The 24,673-nt window shown below is 44.8% G+C and carries 21 protein-coding genes; 11 read left to right on the plus strand and 10 right to left on the minus strand.

Annotated features, from left to right (window positions below):
* The first annotated feature begins 66 nt into the window (after window positions 1-66).
* From ACHUFN_RS11120 to ACHUFN_RS11140, 5 genes are all read left to right on the plus strand, one after another.
* The gene (locus ACHUFN_RS11120; protein WP_394222492.1) at window positions 67-966 is read left to right on the plus strand and encodes an esterase/lipase family protein; all 900 of its coding nucleotides are present in this window, start codon (window positions 67-69) and stop codon (window positions 964-966) included.
* Window positions 966-1,943, plus strand: coding sequence for a lipase secretion chaperone (locus ACHUFN_RS11125; RefSeq protein ID WP_394222448.1), 978 nt, complete (start codon window positions 966-968; stop codon window positions 1,941-1,943). The genes ACHUFN_RS11120 and ACHUFN_RS11125 overlap by 1 nt, the downstream gene beginning before the upstream one ends.
* Before the next feature lie 136 nt (window positions 1,944-2,079).
* Complete coding sequence (locus ACHUFN_RS11130) at window positions 2,080-2,688, plus strand: glutathione S-transferase family protein (RefSeq protein WP_394222449.1); 609 nt, start codon at window positions 2,080-2,082, stop codon at window positions 2,686-2,688.
* Window positions 2,688-3,347, plus strand: coding sequence for a glutathione S-transferase family protein (locus ACHUFN_RS11135; RefSeq protein ID WP_394222450.1), 660 nt, complete (start codon window positions 2,688-2,690; stop codon window positions 3,345-3,347). Before ACHUFN_RS11130 ends, ACHUFN_RS11135 begins: the two co-directional genes overlap by 1 nt.
* Before the next feature lie 102 nt (window positions 3,348-3,449).
* Window positions 3,450-5,429 carry an alpha/beta hydrolase family protein gene (locus ACHUFN_RS11140; RefSeq protein ID WP_394222451.1) on the plus strand — a complete coding sequence of 660 codons (1,980 nt, stop codon included), beginning with the start codon at window positions 3,450-3,452 and terminating at the stop codon, window positions 5,427-5,429.
* Window positions 5,430-5,435: 6 nt separating this feature from the next.
* Here ACHUFN_RS11140 and ACHUFN_RS11145 read toward each other — a convergent pair whose 3' ends face one another.
* Window positions 5,436-6,335 carry a LysR family transcriptional regulator gene (locus ACHUFN_RS11145; RefSeq protein ID WP_394222452.1) on the minus strand — a complete coding sequence of 300 codons (900 nt, stop codon included), beginning with the start codon at window positions 6,333-6,335 and terminating at the stop codon, window positions 5,436-5,438.
* 125 nt (window positions 6,336-6,460) lie between these two features.
* Here ACHUFN_RS11145 and ACHUFN_RS11150 point away from each other — a divergent pair, with 125 nt between their 5' ends.
* Window positions 6,461-7,252 (plus strand): hypothetical protein, encoded by a 792-nt coding sequence (locus tag ACHUFN_RS11150; protein WP_394222453.1) that lies wholly within the window; start codon window positions 6,461-6,463, stop codon window positions 7,250-7,252.
* Window positions 7,253-7,296: 44 nt separating this feature from the next.
* On the opposite strand, the gene ACHUFN_RS11155 is transcribed toward ACHUFN_RS11150, so the two are convergent.
* A complete protein-coding gene (locus ACHUFN_RS11155; RefSeq protein ID WP_394222454.1) occupies window positions 7,297-8,469 on the minus strand; it encodes an ROK family transcriptional regulator in 1,173 nt (390 codons plus the stop codon).
* A gap of 272 nt (window positions 8,470-8,741) precedes the next feature.
* Here ACHUFN_RS11155 and ACHUFN_RS11160 point away from each other — a divergent pair, with 272 nt between their 5' ends.
* Window positions 8,742-9,710, plus strand: a complete 969-nt coding sequence (locus tag ACHUFN_RS11160) for a carbohydrate kinase family protein (protein WP_394222455.1) — start codon at window positions 8,742-8,744, stop codon at window positions 9,708-9,710.
* A 77-nt stretch (window positions 9,711-9,787) separates the two neighbouring features.
* Here the strand turns inward: ACHUFN_RS11160 and ACHUFN_RS11165 are convergent, their stop codons facing one another.
* The 3 genes from ACHUFN_RS11165 to ACHUFN_RS11175 form a co-directional block, all read right to left on the minus strand.
* Window positions 9,788-11,428: a cisplatin damage response ATP-dependent DNA ligase gene (locus tag ACHUFN_RS11165; protein ID WP_394222456.1), complete on the minus strand. Its 1,641-nt coding sequence runs from the start codon at window positions 11,426-11,428 to the stop codon at window positions 9,788-9,790.
* 26 nt (window positions 11,429-11,454) lie between these two features.
* Complete coding sequence (locus ACHUFN_RS11170) at window positions 11,455-12,462, minus strand: ligase-associated DNA damage response exonuclease (RefSeq protein WP_394222457.1); 1,008 nt, start codon at window positions 12,460-12,462, stop codon at window positions 11,455-11,457.
* A gap of 157 nt (window positions 12,463-12,619) precedes the next feature.
* Window positions 12,620-13,549: a hypothetical protein gene (locus ACHUFN_RS11175; protein WP_394222458.1), complete on the minus strand. Its 930-nt coding sequence runs from the start codon at window positions 13,547-13,549 to the stop codon at window positions 12,620-12,622.
* A gap of 278 nt (window positions 13,550-13,827) precedes the next feature.
* Here ACHUFN_RS11175 and ACHUFN_RS11180 point away from each other — a divergent pair, with 278 nt between their 5' ends.
* On the plus strand, window positions 13,828-16,320 hold the full coding sequence (locus tag ACHUFN_RS11180; protein ID WP_394222459.1) for a ligase-associated DNA damage response DEXH box helicase: 2,493 nt from the start codon (window positions 13,828-13,830) through the stop codon (window positions 16,318-16,320).
* Between the two features lie 181 nt (window positions 16,321-16,501).
* Complete coding sequence (gene pdeM, locus ACHUFN_RS11185) at window positions 16,502-17,206, plus strand: ligase-associated DNA damage response endonuclease PdeM (protein ID WP_394222460.1); 705 nt, start codon at window positions 16,502-16,504, stop codon at window positions 17,204-17,206.
* A gap of 96 nt (window positions 17,207-17,302) precedes the next feature.
* Here the strand turns inward: pdeM and ACHUFN_RS11190 are convergent, their stop codons facing one another.
* From ACHUFN_RS11190 to folM, 3 genes are all read right to left on the minus strand, one after another.
* Window positions 17,303-18,196, minus strand: a complete 894-nt coding sequence (locus ACHUFN_RS11190; protein WP_394222461.1) for a carbon-nitrogen hydrolase — start codon at window positions 18,194-18,196, stop codon at window positions 17,303-17,305.
* Window positions 18,183-19,247, minus strand: coding sequence for an agmatine deiminase family protein (locus ACHUFN_RS11195; RefSeq protein WP_394222462.1), 1,065 nt, complete (start codon window positions 19,245-19,247; stop codon window positions 18,183-18,185). The genes ACHUFN_RS11190 and ACHUFN_RS11195 overlap by 14 nt, the downstream gene beginning before the upstream one ends.
* A 147-nt stretch (window positions 19,248-19,394) precedes the next feature.
* Complete coding sequence (gene folM, locus ACHUFN_RS11200; RefSeq protein WP_394222463.1) at window positions 19,395-20,102, minus strand: dihydromonapterin reductase; 708 nt, start codon at window positions 20,100-20,102, stop codon at window positions 19,395-19,397.
* Between the two features lie 160 nt (window positions 20,103-20,262).
* Between folM and folE the strand changes: the two genes are divergently transcribed.
* Window positions 20,263-20,949: a GTP cyclohydrolase I FolE gene (gene folE / locus ACHUFN_RS11205; RefSeq protein WP_394222464.1), complete on the plus strand. Its 687-nt coding sequence runs from the start codon at window positions 20,263-20,265 to the stop codon at window positions 20,947-20,949.
* A gap of 68 nt (window positions 20,950-21,017) precedes the next feature.
* Here the strand turns inward: folE and ACHUFN_RS11210 are convergent, their stop codons facing one another.
* Together ACHUFN_RS11210 and ACHUFN_RS11215 are read right to left on the minus strand one after the other, a co-directional pair.
* On the minus strand, window positions 21,018-21,260 hold the full coding sequence (locus tag ACHUFN_RS11210) for a hypothetical protein (RefSeq protein WP_394222465.1): 243 nt from the start codon (window positions 21,258-21,260) through the stop codon (window positions 21,018-21,020).
* Window positions 21,261-21,605: 345 nt separating this feature from the next.
* Complete coding sequence (locus ACHUFN_RS11215; RefSeq protein ID WP_394222466.1) at window positions 21,606-23,555, minus strand: alpha-amylase family glycosyl hydrolase; 1,950 nt, start codon at window positions 23,553-23,555, stop codon at window positions 21,606-21,608.
* 269 nt (window positions 23,556-23,824) lie between these two features.
* Between ACHUFN_RS11215 and ACHUFN_RS11220 the strand changes: the two genes are divergently transcribed.
* Window positions 23,825-24,640 carry a mechanosensitive ion channel family protein gene (locus ACHUFN_RS11220; RefSeq protein ID WP_394222467.1) on the plus strand — a complete coding sequence of 272 codons (816 nt, stop codon included), beginning with the start codon at window positions 23,825-23,827 and terminating at the stop codon, window positions 24,638-24,640.
* Window positions 24,641-24,673: the final 33 nt, after the last annotated feature.

Raw genomic sequence — 24,673 nt, forward strand, 5'->3', positions numbered from 1 at the left:
CAGCGACATTTACCACTTAAGAAAACACGTTTAACTACCTTTGTTGCTCTTATTGCCTTACTCAGTATGACCTTAGGTTTCTCAAGCCAAGTACTTGCGAGTACCTATGCAAAAACAAAACACCCTATTGTTTTAGTACACGGACTATTCGGTTTTGAAGATATTTTGTTTGTTGATTACTTCTACAAAGTACCCCATAAACTTAGCCGCAATGGCGCGCAGGTGTATATCGCTGAAGTTTCTCCCGCTAACTCAAGTGAAGTGCGCGGCGAACAGCTTTTAGCATACATAGACGAAGTATTAGCATTGTCTGGTGCTGAAAAAGTTAATCTTATCGGGCATAGCCATGGCGGCCCAACCGCACGATATGCTGCTAGTGTCGCGCCTGATAAAGTGGCGTCTGTAAGTTCGGTTGGCGGCGTTAACTGGGGAAGCAAAGTTGCAGACCAATTACGAAGTGCGTTCTCTGAAGATTCGGTAGGGGAAGGGGCTGCAGGCATTGTTGTTGATGCGTTTGCCAACATCATCGAGATAGCATCTGGTTCCGACCCCAGAGACAAGCCTACTGATTCTATTGCTGCACTAAACTCTCTATCTACTGCAGGCTCACTCGCATTTAACCAAAAGTATCCAGAAGGCTTGCCAACAGGATACTGCCGTAACGATGGCAAAATGGTCGCTGACAATGGCGTGCACTACTTCTCATGGAGTGGCGGCAGAACGTATACCAACGCACTGGATGTAGTAGACCCGTTTCTAGCAATTACAGGCACAGCGTTTAGCGAAGCAAACGACGGACTTGTAGCAACGTGCAGTTCTCATTTAGGCAAAGTGCTTAAAGACAACTATAAAATGAATCACCTTGATGAAGTAAATCAAAGCTTTGGTATTAGCCACTGGTTTGAAACCGACCCGGTAGATGTGTTTGTTCGCCAAGCAAACAGACTTAAGGGACTGGGGCTTTAGTGAAGCAACGTAAAACAAGCCGCAAGTTTGTGGCGTTGGGAGGGCTTAGCACCCTCCTTGTATTAAGCGTTACCTTGTATGCGTATTTCGGTAAAGCAGAAGAAAGCACAAAAGACAATCAAAGCTATGCTGATGTTAAGCAAAGTGAACGTTCTTTGATTAAGCTAACAGAAAATAAAGAGAAAAAAGGCAACATTAAACGTGCTCAGCCAGCGGAAGAGGAAAGTAATTTACCAGCTTTTGTGCTGAGCTATTCAACAAAAGATACCTTTGATCAGTTTATTTTCGAACGTACCTCAGAAAACCCTCAATCGGTTAAAGATGCTTATAGTGTGCATGCTAAAGCTACATTTACCCTGGAGTCTTTTGGCATAGCAGAAGATTTATTTTCTCGATATGTAGACTACAAAGTTGCGCTGTCTTCAATTGAGCTAGACGTTGACCTTACAAACCATAATTTGCGAGATATTTCGTATAAGCTGGACGAGCGAGAATCGATAAGACGAACCTTTTTTAATAGTAACGAATACCACTATCTATTTAGCCAAGAGGCTCAAATTGACGAAGCGGCATTGGCAAGATTAGCCGTTGCACAGGAGCGCACGCTTTCTAGAGATACGCGTAAAGCCCTCATCGTTGAGTCGATAAACGCGGGAAGTCAGGCCGAACGTGAGGCATTCCAGCCTACGCTGAATATGCATCGTATTAATGAAATAAAGCAAACGCATAGTAGTCTTAACGCTCGTTATAACGCGATAGCCGCAGAGTTTGGCACTAAAGTGGCAGATCGCTTTGCCCAAACGTGGGAACAACAAGCGAAATGGCAGCAGAAAGTAGAAGACTACAAGCGTTTTCACGACGACTTAGCCAAACAAGCACTGTCCCCCCAAGCATTTGAAGACGCATTGAGCGAATATCAATTACAACAATTCACGGTAAATGAAGTTAAACGGTTGAAGGTTTTAATGGCGCAATAAGTCTTTTCAGGTCAAACCATAAAAGCGCTGAATAGTACTACCGACATACAGAGTGATTTGAAAGCGTTCAGTGCTATTACTAATCTAGGTTTTACCCTCTTATTAAAACCGTGCGAAAAGGCATGCGATAAACAGTATGAAAATTTACGAAACGAAAACGGCACCCAACCCACGTAGAGTACGCATTTTTTTAGCTGAAAAAGGCATTGATGTTGATTACGTTCAAGTAGACATACAAAAAGGGGAGAATTTAAGCGCAGATATGCGAGCGAAAAACCCGCTTGGGAAAATACCTATTCTAGAGCTTGAAGACGGCACCTGCATTGCCGAAACCGATGCTATTTGCACATACTTTGAAGCCTTGCAGCCTGAGCCGCCGCTAATGGGCACATCACCTATTGAAAAAGCGACCATTTCTATGTGGCAGCGCCAAGTCGAGTTGGCTTTCATGATGCAAATTGGCATGTGCTTTCAACATACAACTGGCTATTTTAAAGACCGTATGACGCCAGTCCCTGAATATGGAAAAGAGGCCGGTATTAATGCCGCTAAGTACCTAAATATTTTAGAGCGCAGACTTGGCGTAAAAGAATATATTGCGGGTGATGCGTTTTCCATTGCTGATATAACGGCGCTGTGTGCCATTGACTTTGCGCGGGTGGTGAAAATTCGAATGAAAGACGAGCACGTGAATTTAGCGCGCTGGTATGACGCAGTTAGTAATAGAGCGAGTGCAAAAGCCTAATGATTGACTTATACACAGCAGCAACACCTAATGGTTGGAAAGCATCGGTTGCGCTTGAAGAAATGGGGCTTGAGTATACAACTCATGCCGTCAATTTAATGAACGGCGATCAGAAAACGCCAGAGTTCTTGGCAATGAATCCCAACGGCCGTATTCCTGTTGTTGTAGACAGAGAGGCGCAGGGGCACATAGTTTTTGAATCCGGCGCTATCATGATTTATTTGGCTGAGAAGACGGGTTTATTTCTGCCAAGTGATGCAAAACGAAAAAGCCAAGTCATTCAGTGGGTGATGTTTCAAATGGGGGGCATTGGCCCGATGATGGGGCAGGCCAATGTTTTCCATCGTTATTTGGAAGAAAAAATGCCCGTAGCGATTGCGCGGTACCAGAATGAAGTACGCCGATTATTCACCGTGCTTGATGGTCATTTGGAGAACCGAGAGTTTCTAGTAGATGAATACAGCATTGCCGACATGGCTAACTGGTGCTGGGTTAGAACTTACGAGTGGTCAGGCGTTAGCATTGAAGGGTTAGACAACCTCATTCGTTGGAAAAACAGTATCGAAGCAAGGCCGGCGGCACGTCGAGGCGTGGAAGTTCCTAATAAAATTGATAAAGAAGCGCTTTTGAAAGGCGCAAAAAATGTGGTTACAAAATAGTATGTTAGATATTTACTGTTTTCGTTGTCGCTGATTTAGTGTATAACGCTCGCGAATTATACAAACATATTTATTTTTGAAAGTACGAAAACAAGGATGTCTATGAACAGGTTATTCTTTACTGTTTTGCTCTTCATTACCGTGTTTACTGCTCGCGCTTCCGAGCATTTACCTCTCGAGTATTTTATAAAACACGGTGATTACCTCAATCTCAGTCTTTCCCCAGATGGAAAACATATTGCTGCACGAGTGCAGTACGACGGCCGTATCCAAGTCGCAATTCTGCAAACAGAGGACATGAAAGTGGTTGGCGGAATTCGTCCTTCGAATAAAGATATTATTCACACCGTTAACTGGGTAAGTAACGAGCGCATTTTGTATGAGTATGCAGAAAAGCAAACAAACCTAGACAGCCCAGTTCCAACAGGTGAATTGTATGCCATGAATATTGATGGCTCGCAAAGAGAATTGCTGTATGGATATCGCGCCAGTGATGCAAGAACCGGAAGTCGCCTTTCGACCAAAGACTCTAAGTTAGCTAGCCAAGAAATTTTAAGTTTTCTAGAAGATGATGATAGAAACATTCTTATAGCAGAATATCCATGGAGCAGAGTGGGGAACATCTATTATGACGATCATAAAAGAGCACCTGTAATCAGCAAACTTGATATCTTCACTGGCAAAAAACGTAAAGTTGAAGTGCTACCTCATGGTCATAGCCGAGCGCTCGCTACAAACCGCGGTGAGGTTAGATTTATGTCATGGATGGATGAAGATAACAATGCGCATTCTGCTTATAGGAAAGATAATGATTCAGAGTGGATACCGCTAGAAAAAGCATTCGAAGAAGTAGAAGGCCTATTCCCGCTAGGACTAAGCGATGATAATAAATTTGTATATCTATCAGGTCGTTACGGCCCTGAAGAAATATACACACTCTATTCACTGAACTTAGAAACAGGTGAATATAAACGTATTTTTTCAGACCACGCCACCGACATAGAAGATTATATACTTGATAAAAATAGCATGCCTGCCGTTGGGATAACCTTCCCCAATACCTCTGACTACGTATACGCAACTACAAAGTCACGAATTGGTGATGTTCACAAGATGCTTACCGATGCGTTCAAAGGACAAACCGTGAAGGTAGTTAGCCGAACAAAAGACGAGAAAACTCTTCTTGTTCATGTGTCTAGCGACGTGAACCCGGGCGAGTACTATTTGTTTGATAGCCAGACGCTTGGCGCACGCTTTATTTGGGCTAATAGTTCGTGGATTGACCCTCGAACGCTTGTAAAAATGCAGCCTATCGTCGTTCCAACACAAGACGGTGAGCAGGTTCACGGTTACATCACGTTACCGCCAGGTAAATCGGCAGAACAAAAGCCACCGCTTGTGGTGGTTATTCACGGCGGACCTCATCAGGCTGGAACACGAGACTTCTGGGATTACGATGCTGAAACGCAGTTGCTAGCTAACCGCGGTTACGCTGTGCTTCGCGTGAATTTCAGAGGAAGTGACGGATACGGCAAACGTTTTGAAAGATTGGGATACCGCGAGTGGGGCGGCGCAATGATCAAAGACGTGAACGACGCGGTTAAATGGTCGATTGAGCAAGGCTATGTTGACGGTAATCGCGTATGTGCATACGGCGCTAGTTACGGTGGATATGCGGCCCTAATGGCAGCCGTAAGAGAGCCCGAGCTGTATCAATGCACGGTTGGTTATGTTGGTATTTACGATTTGAACTACATGCACTCAGAAAGTGATATTCCAACAATTTGGGGCGGTGAATCGTACCTTGAGAAAGTGATTGGCTCTGACCCAGCCGCGCTTGCCGAATTTTCACCTATCAACCATGCAGATGAAATTAAAGCAAACGTAATGCTTATACATGGCTCAAAAGACCGCCGTGTTCCAGAAATTAACGCCGAAGCGCTATCTGAGAAACTAACCAGTCTTAGAAATGCACCTGTATATCTACAATACTCCCAAGCGGGTCACGGTGTGTATGACGAAGGTAATAGACAAGAATTGTATCAAGGTCTTTTAGACTTCCTCAGTACAAACTTGAAGTAGAGCGTACTAATTTGAAATAGAGCGGGCAAGCTCGTCTACAAACCTATTAAGCCATCCAAATGCGATGCTGGGTTTGTAGACAAGCTCAAAGGCTTCTTCGTATTCAACCTTGTAGTCTGTGACCTGTATTGGTTTAAGGTTATATTTCGTTGCCACGAAGTCAGGCACATAAGCAAGCGCCAGCCCGCTTTCCACAATCGCCAAAAGGGTGCTGAAGTCATTGCACCTATAACGGATAGTGCGTGGCGCTTCATTATCTCTCCAACCATCTGACCCCACGCCTCTTTTAATTCCGCAAAACGGCGATACATCAGGGCATGCAAACCCATACGTTTTAAGCGCGTTGATTGTGACTTTTCCTGTAGGAAACGCGTTAAACAAAGGATGAGCTTCTGCGGCAACAACTACATACTTCGTTTTGCCCAACCGCATGCTGTTGAGTGTTTCATTAGTGTCGTGTTCACTCATAGCGAACGAGGTTACGATAGCTAAATCGCTATGACCTTTACTGACATTCTCAAGTGCCTTCCCTTCCCAGCATGCATCAGTTTGAAAATGAAAGTTCGAGTTTTTAAATTGCTGTAACAACAATGGTAAATAGCGCTTAAGCAGCAGTGATGGCCCTGCAATAGATACGTTAGACAGTGCCGCAGCGCCTCTAAACTCACTGATTGCTTGGTCAGCCTCGTAAACGATATGCGTAGCATATGTTTGAAATTTCTCACCGTGCAAGTTTAGGTGTATGTGCCTGCCAACGCGATCAAAAAGCTGGGTTTGAAGCTTGTTTTCAAGGCGCTTTATCACCTTCGATAACGCGCCTGTGGTGAGCGCTAGGTGTTGCGAGGCAAGGTGCAAATTTTCATACTTTGCAACCACAAGAAATTTTCTTACGTCTTCAATGTCCATAAGTCGGCCGCAGGCTTTATTGTTTCTTAAATGGAAATGATTGATTATTAATTGTAGCTTAAAAGTAGGTGGTTTAAATGCCAATATTGATGAGGTTATTTTTGTAAGTACAAACGGTAAAATTAATGAAGTTCGCTTTTCTCGTTTTGTTTAGTTTAAGTGCGTTCGCCATCAGCGCTGCGCCGGAAGTAAGCACAACTCACGCAGATAACACGATTACGCAAAGTGACACGGGTAGTGCCGATAGCGGCAATACAGTTGCGCACAGCGGTCTGTCTCATACTTCGCACAGCCGCGTAGGCCTGCACGGTATGGTGCTGTTTACCGATGGCGAAGCGCTTTTTGCAAGTCATCTACCGCTATACTACTCACCCCACGACTACCAACTTGTTTATGAAGTAGAGAGCTTACACAACGATGCCTTGATTGAATTTTTAACCTCCAATCATGCTGGCGCGTCGTTTCATAAAAACACGGTGACCTTGCTTCCAGCCCAGTTTGATCTCAATAAGCTAGTGGATGGCGAGTCTTTTTCTGTTGCAACGCAATTTTTTAAAGGGCATTTCGAACGAGGCGGAAGCAAATGGTTGCATGACGACGCCTTCGTTTTCAAAAAGCAGCGTTTTAAGCGGCACCTTGCTAAACAGTACAAGCCATCAAATGAAGACTCGGGGTACATTGAAATCAACACTAGCCAACAATGGGATAAAATTGCGCTAGAAAATGCGCACCTGTTCATTCATCACATTGCCGAGCGACCGTCATTTGATGCGTTAGTGATAGCAAAAGGTTGTGAAAGTGTAGAAACGGGCAAGAACGCAGACGCTGTGCCCAGCGCACAGGCGCTTGAAGCCCAGTTTACTCATTGCGACTCGCACAATCTTGTCTATTTCGAAACGCAGGATTTCGCCCAATAACGCTTCAAAAAGCGCACAAAAAAATACGGCCGTTTCAAGTGCAATTAATAATAGTTGGCTTGAAGCGGCAAGTTTGCACTGCCGATAGACTGCGCTTTTTCGCCAACATGCCCTTCACTCACACTTACGGGGGCCATGCCTCGCCCGTCTAAATGCGTTAACGCATTTAGCGTTTTATCAACTAGCAAGCGTTTAGTTTTCTGTGGTATTGCACCGTCTATAATCACGCCCTCTAAGTCGAGTAGACATGATGCGCAGTGTACTGCAAATGCGAGGCCTTTAGCTGTATCATTAACCCAGTCTAATACGAGTTGCTCATCAAAGAGCCAGTGAGAGGGTGATGCATAGATTTGTTTTCCATCAAGCCCAGCTTCATTTAGCTTTCGCTCCAACAGATAAAGTGAAGATTGCTCAATTAACTGCGTCTGCACGCTGCCGTTAAAAAAGGGAAGCGAGCCAACAGCCCCCGCGTTGCCCGACTTGCCATTAATCAATTGGTTATTAATCACAAGGCCGCCACCTAAAAACGTCCCTACAAATAAGTAAAGAAAGCTGTTGTAGCCATTTGTGTTACCAAAGCACATTTCTCCGCTACAGGCAGCACCGCCATCGTTTATCATAAATACAGGAAGATTAAGCAGGTGCCCAAACGTGTGCTTGGGGTTGAATGCTTTCCACTTTTCGAGTTCTTCTAAAGGCGCGCCGGCTTCTTCGGCCCAGCCCCATATTTCAAATGGCATTGCTACACCTAGCCCTCTTATGCGCTGTTGTTGCGCGTTACTTAAGCCCTCCACTAGGTGAGTAAAGGCATGCTGCGTAAAAGCGAGTAAATTCGTTACGGTAGGGTAGGCGCACTTTTCGTGTACGGCGTTACGCACAGTACCTGCTAAGTCAATAAGGGTCATATCGAAACCGCGACGCCCCACCTTAAGGCCCACACTTAATGCGCCGTTTTCATTTAGGCCAAAGGGCACCTTTGGCTGGCCAGCACCGCCTCTAATCGGTGTGAGCCTTTTTACTAAACCGTCCGCTTCTAATTTATTGATTATTACCGTTGCGGATTGGGCTGATAAGCGAGTTAGCTTCGCTATCTCGGCTTTGGGTAGAGCAGTGTGTTGTCGAATAAGCGAAAGAATATCGCGTTCATTTGCCGAGCGATTATCAAGCAAGGTAGGTGACTCTTTAGAAGGCAACGCATGGGCCAATTCAGTATTCAAAGCAATGTCAGTTCTTGGTTATCAGAAGCTTGAGTGTAATCACATGCCCGTTGTGTAGCAAATCTGAGAAGAGGCGTTGTGCGCAAGCAGGGTTTTGTGATTGTAGTGCATGGTAAGCCTTGAAAAAAGCGCTAAGCACACATTAAATCAATTAAGTTGATTTAATGTGTGCTTTAAACAATACTACTATCAATCAGGTGATATTTTATTTATCGACAATGTTGTGTACCTGTGTAAACCGCAATCTTTTAACTTAGTTAGGCGAGGCAGCTATGAAAATTCTATGTTTAGGTGAAGTACTTATTGATATGTTGAGCCAAGGTGCTATGCCTAACGATGGCGACATGCCAGCTATGAAACCCTTCCAGCCTTTTGCTGGTGGTGCGCCTGCTAACGTTGCAGTGGCTGTTGCACAACTTGGTGGCGATAGCGCTATGGTATCTAAAGTGGGTGGCGACACCTTTGGAGCGTTTCTGAAATCTATGCTTGCGCATTACCAAGTAAATACTGATTTTGTATGGACCGCACCTCACGCAAATACTGCGTTAGCCTTTGTAAACTTAGATGAAGATGGCGAACGTTCTTTTGACTTCTATGTGGACAATGCCGCTCATAAACACATTTCTCAGCAAGACTTATCGTCTATCTCGTTTACTAGTGATTCTGCCCTTCACTTTTGTTCTGGCTCTTTGTCTGAGTCCGACCTTCTTTCAGGCACAATGTTTATTTTAGAGAAGGCTAGAGAAAACGGAGCCGTAGTTTGTTTAGATATTAATTATCGCCCAGCGTTTTGGGATGACACCGCAAATGCACCTTCGCGAATAGATGAGGCAGCTAAGCGTGTCGCAGTTTTAAAAGCAAGTCGCGAGGAGCTGAATGCGCTTTACGGCGAAGAGCATGCAGATGCGAAAATACAGGAGTGGTTAAGTGCCGGTGTTAAGATTGTATTGGTGACTGATGGCGGCGGCCCGGTTCAATACGTCACTCAATCGTTCGAAGGCACGCTAACGTCACCAAAAGTGAAAGTTGTAGACACTACCGCAGCAGGAGACGCGTTTATTGGTGGTTTCCTTTATTTTCTTTCAACAGCCGTTAAAAACGCAGACAAGTTTAACGCTTGGATAAATAATGCCGACAATGTGCGCGAAGCGACAGCGTTTGCCATTCGCTGTGGCGCTCATACCGTTACGCAATATGGTGCATTTAGTGCGCTGCCAACACATGCCGATCTAAACCAATAGCGAAGTATGCCCGCCTCGTTTAAAGACGCTGGGCTTGCTTACCTATGCGGACTGGTATTGCTCAGCTTTAACATGAGCTAGCTTTCTATTAAGTTTTTAACGTTTTCGAGAGTGTCTGCCTGGTTCGCTGGTTTGTCCCAGCGAATACGGTGAATACGCGGAAAGCGCAGTGCCACACCAGATTTGTGCCGAGATGAAGGGTGTACGGCATCGAAAGCGACTTCAAGCACCAACTCTTTTTTTACTTCTCTTACAGGCCCAAAGCGGCCAATTGCATTGCGTCTTACCCAGTTGTCTAATTTCTTCAATTCTTCGTCGGTAAACCCAGAATATGCTTTTCCAATAGGAAGCAGTTGATTGTCTTCCCATGCCCCAAATGTGTAGTCGGAATAAAAGCTCGAGCGCTTGCCGTGCCCTCGTTGTGCGTACATCATCACGGCATCTACTACAAGCGGGTCGCGTTTCCATTTAAACCATTGGCCTTTCGGCCTGCCCGGTACATATTTGCTGTTTAGGCGTTTAATCATCAACCCTTCTACCGCCCTATTTTGACACACCGTTTTATGCAGCGCGCGCAGGCTCTCAGGTGATGAGGCAAAGAGCGTTTCGGATAAAAACAGGCGCCCAAGGGAATGACGACTGAACCATGCGATGAGTTTACTGCGACGTTCCTCAAGCGTTTTTTCCGTTAAGTTTTCACCTTCAAGCACGAGTGCATCGTAAACAATTAAGCCTACAGGCAAAGAAGCCTGCAGTGCCTTACTGGGTTTTTTCTTATTCAGCCGTTGTTGAAGGGCATTAAACGTATCTACATTCGGTGTGCTTTTGTGTGAGATTGCTGCTGTTTCAGTGCTTTCACTCGTGCTAGCCACATTGTGAATAACCAACAATTCGCCATCAAGCACCATGTTGCCTTCTACCGATTCCAGCAAGTCAGGAAATGAGTGACTAATATCGTCACCTGTGCGAGAGAATAGCGATTTTTCAGCAACATCTTCATCCTGGGTGTTTAGTGCAAGCTGAACACGAATGCCGTCGTATTTGTTTTCAATTTGCCATTCGTTACTGCTAAATGACTCGATATCGCTATCTTCGATCGGGTGCGACAGCATAACCGGATGAAACGTTACCGCATTCTCGATATCTGGTTTTTCAGCAGTTCCTTCTAGCCAGCTGAGCATGTCGACATAAGGCGGTGTTACCGCGTGCCACAGCTTTTCGATTTCTTTGATGTCTTTATTGCCATAGTCGGCCAGAATTTGTTTAATTGAGCGGGCCGATACGCCAATGCGCAAGCCTCGTGTTCCCAGCTTAAGTAAAGCCCAGCGCTGAGCAGGTGTCATAATAGTGAGGTAATTGGCCAGTGTTTCCGATACTTTTTGCTTGCTCACCGACGCAAAGGTTTCCACAATTTCCGTAAGGCTGGGAAGCGTCTGTGCGGGTTCGCTGTAAGGCCAAAGGTGTGCAACTGTTTCGCTTACTTCACCCACATAATCGTAACTCATAGAAAATAATGCAGGGTCGGTGTGGTCAGTGATCAGCTTTTTCACGGTATTGCGCTTGAAAAAATCAAAGCGCAAAGTGCCAGACATAGCCGCAATCGCCCAACCTCGGTCTGGGTCTGGCGTGTTCGCGATATAGTCGGCGATAAGCTGCGCTTTGGCTTTTGTACCTGCGGTATAGTACAGCTGCTCTAACAGGTGGCTAAATGCCTCCATACTATTGATTCCCTCTTATGAAGTAACTAGTCATCCTCTTCATAACCTACGAGTGACAACGCTCTTGCTTTAAAGCCCATTTTTTCTGCTTGGTACATTAAGGCATCTTCTCTGCCGTGGGTTACCCATACTTCTTTTGGGTTTACTTCTTTTATCGTTTGAAGTAGTTCAGGCCAATCACAATGATCAGAAATGATTAGGGGCAGCTCGGCGTTTCTCTGTTTGGCTCGGGCGCGAATTTGCATCCAGCCAGATGCCATAACGGGGCGTACGTTTGGCAAGCTACGCGACCACCTATCGGCCAGCGCTGAAGGCGGTGCAATAACAATTTCACCAGCTAGCGACTTTTTATCGGCAACGTCGGCAACGGGAATAAGGTTGCCTAAGTCTATACCTAGCCGCTGATACAGCTCGCAAAGTTTAAGCTGTGCACCATGCAAATAAATTGGTTTGCTGTAACCTGCTTCGCGTAATGCAAGTATGACGCGTTGACATTTACCTAGCGCGTATGCGCCAACCAAATGACAGCGCTCGGGAAACACCCGAAGTGAATGAAGTAGCTTGTCAATCTCGTGCTCAATGGGCGGATGTTTAAAAACGGGTAGACCGAAGGTGGCTTCAGTAATAAGTACGTCGCACGGCACTATTTTAAAAGGGGGGCAAGTAGGGTCGTGGCGGCGTTTGTAATCGCCAGACACCACAACTTTATAGCCGCCATATTCAATTAAGATTTGCGTAGAGCCTAAAATGTGCCCAGCAGGGTAGAAGGTAACGGTAACATCATTGAATGTTAACGGCTCGCCAATGACAACCTGATGCTGATGCGTCGCCATATCATTTCCGTAGCGAGTTTGCATGATGGCAAGCGTTTCTGCACTGGCATAAACATGTTGATGCCCGGCTCGCGCATGGTCTGCATGACCATGGGTCACCAGCGCCGTAGCAACTTCATTCATGGGGTCAATATAGAATTCGCCCGGTTCGCAATAAAGGCCTGTATCGTCAGCTTTTAGCCACGTTGATGGGTGCGCCATTACTCTTACTTTCAATTCAATAATAGTGCTACTACGTATTTACCTACTAAAAGCGACCACTTACTTCTTTTTGCTATGATAAGGATGTTGCTCAATATGCGTTTCAGCACGCTCTTTCTAGCTATTTCCACTCTACCAGCAATGGCAAAGGCTATTGTTACTTCTTATGTAGCAGCCGTTCCAATATTTCTGAATATTGTATATTGAGTGTTTCTTCAGAGAGCAGAGGATTATGAAGCATGATCAACTCTCTGTTGGATAGGTTTAAATAATTGCTAATTCGATCGAAATCCATGTACCTTTCAAATAGCAAATCAAAACTACCGTCTTGTTTGGCGATTCGAAGGCCTTTTTCAATCCGCTGGGCTAGTTCGGGTTTGGATGTAGAGACAAAAAAGAAAATATAAGATGGGTAGTACATTATAAATTTCGGCTCAATGATTATCGCTTTGTTGTTCAATGCCTCCGCCTCTACGACAGCTTCGTGTAAAGCGCGAGGAAAGTAGTCAACTCGTCCCACTTTCAATAGCTCAATAATAACGTCGTAGTTGCTCGTACCTAATGTAAGAAACCCATTGTGCTCTAGAATTTTAAAGTCTGGCCAATCGTGCCCTTGGCCCCCTACGAGGCGCTTAAACTGTTGACCAATGCGAATGTTATTAAAGGTTGCAAGTGAGGCTTGGCGAATTAAAGAGACGCGATAACCCATAATGCCATTTAACAAAGGAACTCTTACGGGTATCGCTTGCTGTTCGCGAAGTTTAGATGTCACAGTCCAGAATACGTCGATTTCCCCTCCCTGGCTTAACTCCCTCAACACGCGCTCTTGAACTAAGTTTCCTTCAGTCTCTACTAACGCGAAGGATTCGCGGTCTCCACTGGCTTTACTTAACGCGAGTTCAAGAAGCTGGGAATAGTATGCATGTGATTGGTAGTCTAGTTCGCTTCTTTTGACTATTTTAATTGCTTCAGCATTGAGATTTGTCTTAGTAAATGGCGTGAGGGCACTGGCATCGTCGACTAAAAATGTCAAAATAGCGAGTGTCGTTATTTTAGAAAATAGCGTTAGGAAGAAGCTTCTTTTCAAAGTGTCAAAACCCCGTGTATTGCCTAAAGAATTTCCAAGCAATTTGGATTTACATTGCTTTGAGTATAGACATAATTTTTAAAAGTAAATGTCAGTAAGCATTCAACGTTCTTAGTAAATTAGTATTAGGTGAGCAACTGTAATTCACCTCGTCTGATTTGTTCTTTTCATAAAAACTACGCGGGTACATCTTCCTTCACAGCACTTCATACGGGCCTTTTGTAAACCTAACCATGGCTTTGCCGTATAAACGCTAAAAGTTTCAACAAGAACGGTAAATGACTTCACTTCCTTCGGTCTTTGCTAAGTGGTTTGAGCTAAAGGGCTGGCAACTGCGCGACTATCAGCACACCATGTTGGTAGAAAAAGACCAACACAGCTGTACGTTACTGATTGCGCCGACAGGGGCGGGTAAAACGCTGTCAGGTTTCTTGCCTAGCCTTGTAGAGCTTAGCGAGCTGAGTGCGAATAGTGACTCAGGAACAGAAAAAAAGGGCGGGTTTACTGGCCTTCATACCCTTTACATTTCACCTCTTAAGGCATTAACGCAGGATATTCATCGCAACCTTCTACAGCCAATAGAAGAAATGGGGTTGCCAATTACTGCCGAGACAAGAACCGGGGATACGCCATCTCACAAACGTCAGCGCCAGCGTAAAAAGCCGCCCAACATACTGCTCACCACCCCAGAATCACTGATGCTGATGTTAAGCTACGCTGATGCAGATAAGTTATTTGGCAAGCTAAAGCGCGTGATCATAGACGAGACTCACAGCCTTATGGCCAATAAGCGAGGCGATTTTTTATCGTTAGCTTTGGCCCGTTTAAGCATGCTTTCGCCCATCTGCAAACGCATTGGTTTGTCTGCCACCGTGGCGTTTCCTGAAACTTTGGGCGCATGGCTTGCTGGCAGTGACGGTGAAGCGAATATTGTTAAAGTAAAAGCGGGCGAAAAACCGAAAGTTGAAATGCTGCACTCGAAAGCCCGTATGCCTTTTGGCGGGTTTATGGCTCGCTATGCCATTGACGATATCTACCACGCCATTGAAAAAGCGAAAACCACCTTGGTTTTTGTTAACACCCGCGCGCAGTCAGAGCTTCTATTTCAAATGCTTTGGGAAGCGAATAAAGCGGCATTGCCTATTGCCCTTTATCACGGCAGCTTAAGTAAAGAGCAGCGCCGCAAAACAGAAGCTATGATGGCAAGTGGAATGCTAAGGGCAATTGTATGTACCTCTGCGTTAGAACTGGGCATTGACTGGGGAGATGTAGACAAAGTCATTCAGGTTGGCGCACCAAAAGGCGTGAGCCGTTTATTGCAACGCATAGGCCGAGCAAACCATAGGCTAGATGAGCCCAGTGAAGCACTACTGGTGCCAGCAAACCGATTTGAGGCATTGGAGTGCCAAGCGGCAATAACTGCCATCAATAAAGGTGAATTAGACGGTGAAAGCCCTCAACCTGGGGCTTTAGATATTGTTCCTCAATTTATTTTAAACTGCTTATGTAGCAAAGCAGACAGCCCAGATAATATTTATCGCGAGATACTGACAGCAACGCCCTACCAAGGCTTAGATAGAAGTGACTTTAATAAGTTATGGCAGTTTACCCAAGACGGTGGCAGTGCACTTAATGCTTACGAGCGTTATCAGCGTCTAAGCATTAGTGACGATGGGCTATTTTCGCCTGCAAATAGGCGGGTTATTCAGCGTCATAGACAAAACATTGGTACTATCGTTGAGGCAGGAAGGCTGAAAGTAAAGCGTATTCGAAGAGGAAATCAGGGCAAGATTATTGGTGAAGTGGAAGAGTATTTCGCTCAACAATTAACGCCGGGAGATACCTTTTACTTTGCTGGAGAAGTATTGCGTTTTGAAGCTATTCGCGACATGCAGCTGCACGCAAAGCCAGCAAAAGCGAAAGAGCCGAAAATACCCAGCTATGCGGGTGGGCAGATGCCGCTTTCAACCTACTTAGCTGAAGGTGTTAGGGCTATCCTTGCCTCACAAAAAACTTGGAAAGCGTTGCCTTCGCAAGTTCAAGAGTGGCTCAAGCTTCAGCAAGCATTTTCACAGCTGCCTAAACCCGATCATGTGCTCGTGGAGCAGTTTCCGTTCCGGCAGGCGTTTTATACCTTGTACTATACCTTCGATGGCAGAAAAGCGAACCAGACATTGGGCATGTTGTTAACCCGAAGAATGGAGAAGATGGGGATTAAACCGTTAAGCTTTAGCGTGACCGACTATGGATTGTCGGTAGCCTCGGTAAATACTATTTCCCAAGCGCAGCTACAGCAGCTTTTCCAGCCTGATATTTTAGGAGACGAACTTGAAGATTGGATGTTACAAGCGCCTATGCTTAAGCGTTCATTTAGGCAAGTCGCGGTCGTGAGCGGTCTGACAGAACAGCGCTATCACGCTAGCCAAAAAACCATGAAACAGGTGACGTTTTCTACCGACCTTATTTACGACACCTTGCGTGAGCATGACCGTGACCACATTTTGTTAAAAGTGGCTCGGGCTGACGCTGAACGTGAGCTATTAGACTTAAGACGGCTAGCTAACTTACTCATCCGTTATGTAGATTCGGCTACGCTTGTTAACCTTGAAAAGCCGTCGCCCATGGCTATTCCTATCGTGCTTGATGTACGAAGCGAGCAAGTGAAAGGCGCAGGAGCGCAGGCTATTATTGAACAAGCGAACCTTTATGCTGAAGCTGAAACCATGCTTGATGAAGTTCGCGCACTGCTGTCGGGGTCTGCCGTAAAGTAAATTTGGCGGAGCTATTAAAGTGCGTGCTTGATAGGTAGTGGCTTAGTACAGCCCAATCAATATTGAGAGCTAACCGTTAACTCAGTAGTCAGTACTCAGCATTTTAAAAGCATTGAAATATCACAATCTATGGTTCTCTAACAGCCAGTGAACTCACAACCGAAAAGAACAAGAGGATAATTTGGCAATAAGCGATACATGGCTTACTGAAAAAGTTAGCCAGCGCCATATCACCATTACAAAATACGCAGATTACCTGTGGTTGTTAGACGCCCGTGGTGTAGCGTATTTACCTGCATGTGATTGGTTAATTGTTTCTGATCTTCACTTAGAAAAAGGCAGCTATCTACGCAGTTATGCGAACCCTCTGCCAAGTCTAGACTCTACCGCTACGCTGAAGCGTTTAGAAAACATCATTGATGATTATCAGCCTGCGCGAGTGATAAGCTTGGGCGATAGTTTCCATGATAAGCACAGTATGTCGCGCATGACGCAAGAAGACAGTCTGCACCTTTGCAGGTTAGTTGATAAAGTGGATGAGTGGATGTGGGTTGAAGGTAATCACGACCCCGATTTACCCGAAGGTATTCCAGGTACGCCGTGCTTTGAGGTAGTGCTCGACAACATGGTGTTTAGACACGAGCCTGAGAAAAGCGAAGAGCGCGCACAGGTGATTGGTCACTACCACCCCAAAAAGCGCACCACAATTTCTAGACGCCGCTATGCCGGAAAGTGCTTTACCAATAATGCGTCACTTTTTGTTATGCCAGCCTTCGGACAGTTTACCGGTGGCCTAAATATTGACGAAGATGTAATGTGCGCACTGCTACCCAAGCGTTCGCGGCAGGTATTTATGCTTTACGACAACATCATCTTTAAAGTGTAAAACTATCAAATAAATTGGGGTCAGAGTACATTTTGCGAAAGTGCACTAGTGCAAAAAAAAGTACTCTGACCCCATTTTTAACCCCATTTTTATGGGTTAGTCGCGCCAGCGTTTGGTTAGCTCGTCGTAAGCGTCTATGCGGCGGTCACGGAAGTAAGGCCAAATACGCTTCACTTGCTCGGTGCGCTCCATGTCTAGCTCAACCGATAGGGTAGTCTCACCGTCGGCATCTGCTTTTGCCAAGATTTCACCTTGCGGGCCTGCCACAAAGCTTTGCCCCCAAAACTGAATGCCTGGGTCACCTTCAACAGGAGAGGCTTCAAAGCCAGTGCGGTTTGCCACAATAACAGGTACAGAGTTTGCGACAGCGTGGGAGCGCTGAATAGTTTCCCATGCTCCGTGCTGACGGCTACGTTCTTCTTCAGTGTCGGTTAAGTCCCAGCCAATTGCGGTAGGGTAGAACAGTAAATCTGCTCCCGCCATCGCCATTAAGCGGGCAGCCTCTGGATACCACTGATCCCAACAAACCAATACACCAAGTTTACCCACGCTGGTTTCAATAGGTGTGAAGCCCATATCGCCCGGTGTGAAGTAAAATTTTTCGTAAAAGCCAGGGTCGTCAGGAATATGCATTTTACGGTATTTGCCGGCAATTTCTTTACTGCGGTCGAATACTACAGCGGTATTGTGATACAAACCTGAGCCACGCTTTTCAAAAAGCGACGTCACCAACACGATGTTGTGCTTTTCGGCTAGTTCGCCAAAAAAGTCTGTCGCTGGGCCAGGAATTGGCTCGGCCAAATCGAAGGCATCAGTATCTTCTTGCTGGCAAAAATATAAGGTGCTGTGCAATTCTTGAAGCAGAATACATTCGCAGCCTTCAGCCGCTAATTTGGCAATTTGCTCGGCACTTTTATTCCAGTTCGTTGCCTTATCATTATCGGCAACGGCCTGTTGTACCAGACCAACTTTTAGCTTAGCTGGGCGCATGTAATGACACTCCTTTCTTTAAGGTGGTGATAATCGAGTCTTTCAACGTATTTGTGGGTACTTGCATGGAAATGCAATGCAAGCTGCCGTATTGTCTTACGAGTACACTACAGTCAATTGGTTCAACAATATGCTGAGGGTGTGCTTTTTGAACCGTTTCTATAGCCAACGCGTCTTCTTCTTCACCGTAAACGGGCAGTAAGATAGCCTTGTTACAAATTAAGTAATTGGCGTACGAAGCTGGCAAACGGTCGCCTTCTTCATTTTCAATGTGCGGCAGTGGCAAATGAAACTGCTCATGTTCAGGTAATTCAAGTGCACATTCATCACAAAGCGCCTTTAACCCTTCAAAGTGACTGTCGTTAGGGCGGTTATTACACGCTTGAATGACTAGCCCTTTGTTCGGTGTAAAACGCACAAGCGTATCGATGTGGCCGTCAGTGTCGTCACCTTCTAAATGACCATGCTGCAAAATGGTTACTTTGCTACAGCCCAACATGTCTTTAAAGGCATCTTCATAAGCACCTAAGGTCATGTCGCTATTGCGCTCTGGGTTCAGCAGACATTGTGCAGTGCTAAGTAAATGACCGGTCTCATCAATTTCTAATGCGCCGCCTTCAGCAACAATAGGGCTACTGCGAAGTACCGATTTGCACATAGCGGCCAAGTAACGCTGATTAGCAAGGTTATCTTGGCTCGCGTTAAACTTATTGCCCCAACCGTTAAACCGAAATTCTACTGGTGAGCCATTACCATCTTTGTCTTTACAGGTAATGAAGCCATAATCACGCATCCATGTGTCGTTGTAAGACGCGGGAACGATTAGCACTCGTACGTTTTCAGGCAGTCGCGATGTTAAGCCGTCTACATCTTCAGGCGCACACAACAAAATAACGCCAGCGCCGTTTCGATTTACCGCAGCAATCACGTTTAAATAGGTGGTTCTGGCTTCTTCTAGCCAAGGAGCCCAATCGGTTTGTGCATGCGGCCATGCCAACATAACAGCATCAACGTCATGCCATTCAGGCGCCATAATGCGGTTGCCATGCATAGTATTGTTCCAATTAACGACAAATAAAGTTCGAATTATAGCGATGCCTCAGCGCGAGACCAAGGCATATGGCGATGAAATTAATTGGCGGTAACGATTACTTTAAGCCATCAGAGTGCGGCTTTTTAACAAAGACAAAAGAACTTGCTATTTGAGGTGTCGTCCACCGTTTAAATGCAGGGTTTGCCCCGTCATATAGTCACTTTCAAGCAAGTAATTCATGGCTTTAACCGCCTCTTGCGCCCCTGGCACGGTTTCAAGTAATGACTTTTTACGAGCCTTTTGTTTATATATATCGTCGTCGCCCTGGTTGAACATAAGTAACGCCGGCGCGATACTATTCACCTTTACGTTTGGAGCAAGTTTCTTTGCAAACGAGAGCGTGAGATTGTGAAGTGCTGCTTTACTTGCCGCATATGCCATATGTTTTTCACTTCCCGTCTCCTGAACGTAATCGGTCATGTGAATAATGTCGGCTTGCCCTTCGTAATTACAAAGTGCAGATTCAAGCGCTAAATTAATGCGATAAGGCGCAACGGCATGAATCATCATCATGCGCTCAATTAAGCTGTGTTTATCACTATTGTCTTTTTCTTGCGCCCAGTCTGATGCATTGTGAATAACGGCTCGATAGGTTTTATTGATTGCCTTAATCTCATCAATTGCTCGATCAATAGCCGCCTCGGTGCTAAAATCCGCTTTTAAAACTGTAGCGCCTTTATCCTTAAGCATTGTAATACTAGAGCGAGGTGTACGATATGTCACGACAACGTGATGACCTTGCTCAAGTAAACTATCGGCCATGGCTAGGCCAAGACGTTGACTTGCGCCTGTTATTAATACAGGTGACTTCAAGATAATGTCCTTCTTTGTGAAAGGTAATAGGTTAACTATATTGTGCTAAGTGCACGTTAGGTAGCAATGACATTAAATAAAAGTCATGTTGCCAAGTAATCGATCTGTAACGCGTTGATGCGCGTAGAAGATCAAAAAAGAAGTAACAACGGATAAAGTAATGTTAGCAAAAGAAGCGGTAATTGTGCGCGACGCACTAGACCCCTCTATATCAGAGCCAGCTCAACGTGTACGAGAAGCATTAGAAGCCAAAGGGTTAGAAACCCCAATGGTTGTTAATGGACTTTCTGACGATCAAAAGCGCAAACGAATTGAAAGTGCTATGCGTGATGTTATGGACACGCTTGGCCTTGATTTATCTGACGACAGCCTGTGCGACACACCGTCTCGAATCGCGAAAATGTATGTGAACGAGATTTTCGGTGGGTTGGACTATATGAAGTTTCCCAAGATAACTGCAATAGAAAACAAGATGCAGATAGATCAGCCTGTTCAGGTATCTAACATAAGCCTTACAAGCACTTGCGAACATCATTTTGTTACTATCGATGGTACAGCAACAGTATCTTATATTCCTAAAGATACCGTTATTGGGCTTTCCAAAATAAATCGTTTGGTAGGCTTCTTTGCGCAACGCCCTCAAGTACAAGAGCGCTTAACGCAACAAGTGCTGGTGGCGTTACAAACGCTAACCAACACCGACGACGTAGCCGTAAGTATCAACGCTACGCATTACTGCGTAAAAGCCAGAGGTATTCGCGATACAAACTCGTACACGAAAACGTCTGCACTAGGTGGTCGCTTTCTTACAGATAGTGAATTGAAACGAGAGTTCTTTAGTCAGTAGAAATGAATATCTACAACTTATTATACAAAAGCCGCTCATTAGCGGCTTTTTTGTGTCTTCACATTAAGCTATTTAATTACTGATTCAATATCAATAGCATCGACGATAAGATTAATTCGCCCGCCTATTCCGTCAGCGGCCGTTAGGCTAAGCACTTTTTTACAGCACCCGCAGGATTCATGTTGTTCGTGATACATATCGCGAACAGTCTCAAGCTGGAAATCATTTATGGCGCCGCAGTAGGGGCACATGTATTCCAAAGCGCTATCACTTTGCATCGTCTTATCCGTTACCATGTTGAACATATCCATATGACAATCGTTAAAAGCCGCATTGTATAAACACATGCGGTGTTGCCTTATCTACGCAAGAGAAGCAAGAACCAAACCATTCACAAAACAAAAGCGCTTCTTTTCCTCTTCTCAGCGTGATAACGAGCTGAGCGAAGTAAAGCAAACAATTATCTTGTGAAGATAAGTGAAATTTTTTATCACTTATTAAAGTATAGTGGGTAAATAGTTCGCTGCCTGTGAAATTAGCGCTTATTTGCTAAGTAATTGGGGTGAAACGTAATTAACTCGATTCTCATGTGAAACGTTACAATTTAAGCTCGCATTTGATTCGGTTACCGAGAAAGAATAACCGCAAGTTAGCTGTTAGTTCGGTAACAGCCATACTTGTTGAAGGGGGGCGAGCTGCACGCAATGTGTATTCATGTCGATGGTCTGGTTGGTAAGCAAGTCTGTGCACAAAGAAGTGCCAAACGTTGCAAAAAAACTACACTGCACTGACTGCGCATGCTCACTAAAATTACAAACCACGAGCATTTTTTGATTCTCTTCACTTTCCCGTAGAAAGGCGAAGCAGTGCTGGTTGTTCGTGTCTATTACACGTGTTCTAGATGTACCAAAAACAGGGTGCTGCTTTCTAATGGCTATCATGTTCTGTAAGCCATTAAATACACGCAGCCTGGCGGTTTCCGTGAGGTTTGAAGGCAAAGTGTCACCAAGCGCTAAGGCCACATCGTCGTTATCGACGGCAATGCGATTTACCCATCTATCGTCGTGTTTTTTGTTGTCATCAGCGCGATAGCTGTAATCATTTAGTTTGCCTATTTCATCGCTAGAATAAAGTAATGGAATGCCGCCAATGCTAAACGTTATGCCGTAAAGCAGTAGCATGCGTTTTATCGCTTCATCAACGCCTTTTGTGTCTTGCGCTTTTAACGCACCTTCTAAACCGCAAAGTGATGCTAGTGAGCCGCAAACTCGACAATCGCCATTTGATGGGTTTTCAGCAAACGGTACGCCATTTGCGAAGCTGCCGTCAAAACGACCTGTATAAAATTGATTCAAAAAGAAACGATGATCAAACGGGTTAATACCCAAGTCTTGGGCAACAGCATCGTCGAAAGTCCACCCTATATCGTCGTGGCAACGCACATAGTTAACCCATGTACAGTGTTGTGATATCGCAAAGCTCTTTTTCATTGAGCTTGTAAGCAAACGGGTTTTACGTGTGGCAAGAGAGTTCCAAAGTAATGCCATTAAAAGCGGATTATAGGAAAGCTGGCATTCATCTTTATCAATATATTTGAGCACTTCGTCAGGGTGAACAATGGCTTCTGATTTGAATACCACGGCAGGGGCCACAATTTGCAAGCAGCAGTTAAAAGCTTGAATTAAAACATGCGCTTTTTCTTGATTTTCACAGTTAGTCCCAAGCTCTTTCCAAATGAAGGCCAATGCATCTAGGCGCAATGCCGCGCAACCAAGGTTCGCCAAAAACAACATTTCTGAGGTGATAGCGTTAAACACTTCGGGGTTGCTGTAATTTAAATCCCATTGAAAGCTATTAAAGGTCGTCCATATCCACTTGTTAATGCGTTCATTAAAAGTGAAGCTGCCTCGCCTTACTTGGGGGAATATTTCACGTAGGGTTTGTTCGTATTGATCAGGAAGGGTTCTATCGTCGAACAGATAGTAATAGTTTTGATATTGTTCGTTGCCATCTAACGCCGCTTGAGCCCATGTGTGCTCATCTGATGTATGATTAAAAACAAAATCAAGGACCAAGCTTATCCCTTCTTTTTGAAGCGCAGAAGCCAGGTTCTCTAGGTCTTCTGTTGTTCCAAGGGCGGGCTTAACCTTACGATAATTCGACACCGCGTAACCCCCATCGCTATCTCCTTTAGGGGCGTCGTACAATGGCATTAAGTGCAAATAAGTGATGCCTAGCGCTTTAAAGTACGGAATTTTTTGGTGTAAATCGTTTAGCGTTGGGCCAATAAGATCGACATAGCACGCCATTCCCACCTCTTTTTCATGGCGGTACCACAGTGGCGAATCCAGTCTTTCATCGTCTAGTTTTTTTAATGCTGGCTTACGGTTAATAAAGCCATCACGTAAAATTTCAACAAGCTTTTGTAAATGGAAATAGCAATCGTATTGGTGGCCATATACATGAGTGTATTTGTCAAAAAGACGAGGAAAGTTAACCCTCAAGCGTTCGGTAAACGTGGTCGCCTCTTTTTTTGGCAAGCTACTTAAATCTGTCGATGCCAATATGCGGTCTAAACATAAACGACTGTCAGCAGCATAACTCATAGAAAACTCCAAAGTACGACGCTCAACAGCGTCTTGCAATCTCGATTTACATCTTGTTAATGTTTTTATAACGCAAAGCTTAAACGATTAAGTTTTTTAATCAAGTTTAATCGGCCGTAATTTAATTTTGGTAGTTTCAAGGTTTAGAAGCGACGGTCGGCATTCAAAGGCAGCCATTTTGACTGTAGACCTACCAGCACTGGTTTTTACACACGTTGTTGTTTAAGCTTCTTTCATTCACTTTGTATGATATATAGACATAACGTTCCATGGATGAAATACAACAAGCGCAAGCTCTCTACGACACTCTTGTAGAATTTGCAGTGACCTACAGTTTTCAAATTGTGGGTGCCATCATCATTTTTCTGCTGGGTTGGTGGGTAGCGAATAAAATAGGCCGTACGGTTGAAAACCTTATGGTCAATAGAAACATCGACATTACCCTTAGCCGCTTTACTGGTGGTGCAAGTAAATTGGTGGTGTTAGGCATTGTTATTATTATTGCCCTTGGTAACGTTGGTATTAGCGTTACTCCACTTATCGCCGCTGTGGGTGCCGTGGGACTAGGTGCTGGTTTAGCCATTCAAGGTATGCTGGCAAACTATGCGGCTGGCTTTACCATAATAATTACCCGTCCATTTGTTGTTGGGGATACCATTCGCGTTCGCGGTGTCGCAGGCGTAGTGGATGAAGTAATGCTGCCGTACACTATCCTTATCGATGAAGACAACGTACACATTCAAATTCCTAATAAGCTGATTGTGGGTGAAATACTGCATAACTCAGCAGAAAATATGCTTATTGAGCTGGAAATAGGTGTAGCGTATTCAAGCAATGTCGATAATGTCATTGAGGTAATTCGCAATGCTGTAAAAGGCGTAGAGGGAATAAGTGAAGAAAAATCGCCGGCTATTGGTGTGGATAATTTTGGCGACAGCAGTATTAACTTTGGTGTTCGTGTGTGGGCACCAGCGGTGAAACACTTTGAAGTGCGCTATGCGTTAAATCAGGCTATTTTTAACGCGCTTCAACAGCATGACATTGATATTCCATTCCCGCAAAGGGAAGTAAGAATGCTTGATTAGATAAAGTTGAGCATCATCAAGAATTAAGTAAAA

The sequence above is a fragment of the Alteromonas gracilis genome, from assembly GCF_043642145.1.
Taxonomy (GTDB): domain Bacteria; phylum Pseudomonadota; class Gammaproteobacteria; order Enterobacterales; family Alteromonadaceae; genus Alteromonas; species Alteromonas gracilis_B.